Source organism: Salinivibrio proteolyticus, assembly GCF_001996165.1.
GTDB lineage: Bacteria > Pseudomonadota > Gammaproteobacteria > Enterobacterales > Vibrionaceae > Salinivibrio > Salinivibrio proteolyticus.
Map to the genome: position 1 here is coordinate 1 of NZ_MUFP01000043.1, position 2541 is coordinate 2541.

Annotated in this window: 2 protein-coding genes; one reads left to right on the top strand and one right to left on the bottom strand. The window is 37.0% G+C overall.

The window, feature by feature from the left end; genetic code table 11:
* The first annotated feature begins 400 nt into the window (after positions 1 to 400).
* Positions 401 to 1093 carry a hypothetical protein gene (locus tag BZJ19_RS16855; RefSeq protein ID WP_077676475.1) on the top strand — a complete coding sequence of 231 codons (693 nt, stop codon included), beginning with the start codon at positions 401 to 403 and terminating at the stop codon, positions 1091 to 1093.
* A 78-nt stretch (positions 1094 to 1171) separates the two neighbouring features.
* On the opposite strand, the gene BZJ19_RS16860 is transcribed toward BZJ19_RS16855, so the two are convergent.
* On the bottom strand, positions 1172 to 1459 hold the full coding sequence (locus tag BZJ19_RS16860; RefSeq protein ID WP_077676476.1) for a hypothetical protein: 288 nt from the start codon (positions 1457 to 1459) through the stop codon (positions 1172 to 1174).
* Positions 1460 to 2541 lie beyond the last annotated feature (1082 nt).

Sequence of the window (2541 nt, forward strand, 5' to 3'; positions counted from 1 at the left end):
GTAAAGAGTTTACCTAGTGAAACTTTTAGAGAGAAATTATATACATTACCCTTCTATTTTTATAGTTGGCTAATGATAGTTTTGTATATGGTTCTGGTGTCAACTCATGGGGAAGTTATATATAATAATATGAGTGGTGTTTGTACGTAATCTCATGAGAACACAAAGGAATCACGTTAAAAATAAGCCGCACAGCCATTCTCAGAGGTTTTTAAGGTAGGGTAGTGTAGCTGGGTTGTATTAATCATAGAAGCGCTGAGAGAGCTTATGAGAGCGATAGTGATTATCATTACTCATTATACTATGGTATTACTTTTTGTATGAGAAGATAGTCACATCAACTAACGTTAACAACTGCTAATATTGCTGTAAAGAGAAGCAGCAATAGGTTAGATAGGGAATGAGAAGCTTAAGTATTATTTCAGGTGATTTTGAAAAAACTGATTGGCAAATTGATAAAGATAATATTAACACAGGTCTTTATAATATACAGAAGATCCCTTTTAGTGAAATAACTAGCGTCGAAAAAGAGGAGGAGATAGACAAAGATATCTATATTTCTGTTACGGTTGGTGAGAAGAGTTTTAAAGCAAAGACAAATCTGAAAGGGTACAAAGAATTCTACGACATATACAGCAGGATGGGAGGACAGCCGTCTGGGATAGATCTTCCTATTAAGTATAAAACAAAAAGTAATATAGCGGTGCTTGTGATTATCGTAATAGTCATTTACGCAATTGTAGCAGGCGACTCTGATCCTGATAGCTCATCGACACATAACCTTACTAAATCGGACAAAATAGAAATGTGTAAGGAGTATATAGGCGGACTTTTTGGACGTCCCCCTAGCCGAATGAGTGGTACAGCCGTTTCAGATACAGCTTATCTAGTCAGCTATAAAAGGAAGTCTGATAGTAAATATTTTTCGTATGCCTGTAGTATTGATGATGGAAAAATGGTCTGGGCAGCACACAACGCACTCGGTAACGGAGAGTTAGGACGCTGGCGCTTTGAAGATGAGGTATCATACAAGACCTCAGGTAATCGCGTAAGCTTTACCTTGCGGAGTAAAACAGTCAACATTAACTTATAACGTATAGGTGAAAGTGAATGTTGTAAGGAAGATGGAATGTAGTGGAAATAGGGGAGCTGTTCTCCCCTTGTGGCAAGGTTATTGATTAATATCCCAGCTTTCAACAATAATCATATCTGTATCTAATACATAAACCTTACCTTTTTCACAGTTGGGTATCTTCTTTTCTAGTTTTTTACTTAATTCGGACTCAGTGTTATTGTTAATGGAGGATGGAGAGATAGCAAACGTGTAAGAGTTTGCATCGAATATCAAGTGAGTAGCGTTTCCTTCTTGAGGATCATACTTAAAATCCTCTTTAAACATCTCAGAAAGCTTAGCTTCTATACATCCTATCTTGGATTGAAGTGTTTCTACCTTACCCATTTTATAATCCTTATTCGTGTTCACCGTGATTAAACTCTAATCACATCAACACTATATGTATATTGGTTTTAACATAGTGTGAGAGATGGATCATAAGCTAAGGTGTGTATAATTATGGTGAGAGTGTATACATTCATAGGTATAATCAGTTCACAAGGAGGTGTTAAGCAACCCTCTTTCACGCTCCATACACATAACCCCTTTAAATTGGAGTATACCCCATTCAGCTTACACGTGTTCGCTCAAATATATTCATTCAATACCCTGCATATCTACACCACTCAGACACACAAACACCAATTGCATAATTAATAATTAGCATATGCCATTTATAAACATACACCTCTAAAACGCCCTGAGAGGCGATATATAAAATAGTGGTATGGTTGCATTACAAAGGGTTAGAAATACGCTGAGAAAGGCTATGAGGGCGTTTTATTGTGGGATATATGCAAATGAGAAGTATTATCACGTATATGAGATAGTAAACTAAGGTTTGACCTATATAAATGAGAGTGGTTATCAACTAATGGTAAGTCACAAGTTATGCAGTTTTAAGATGGAGGGATCAGCGTCCTAAATGAGAATAGTTCGCACAGCTACGTAAAATCTGTCCAACTATCACCAGCAAACACCCTCAGATTTTAATCTCCGCACAAGCTATTTAACATAATAGAGATTGCCTGCACTATAACGCCTTAATTTACTACCTCTGAGGGGTGTCACAACGTGTTATATCAAGGGGTTACGGCGTTATAGGTTTGCTTCCTGACGGGGTTAAAACGGGGTGTTTGGCGAGGGTGAATAAAGACTGAATAAACGGGACAGAGTAACCCCACGATATTTTAAACACAGACGCGCATAACTATGCAGGGCTGGGGTAGTTACTTAGCAACGCAACCTCACTTCCTAAAAATTCCCAAACTCCCCACCAACACCTTAACCCACCGATATTTACTATCTTGACACCAATAAAAACCTACTGATATTTACACCAGTAAAATTAAAAAATAAGTGTCCCAAATAAATCTTGACAAAATAAAAATTAATTGTCCTAAAAGTTTGGTGAGATAGTTATATTT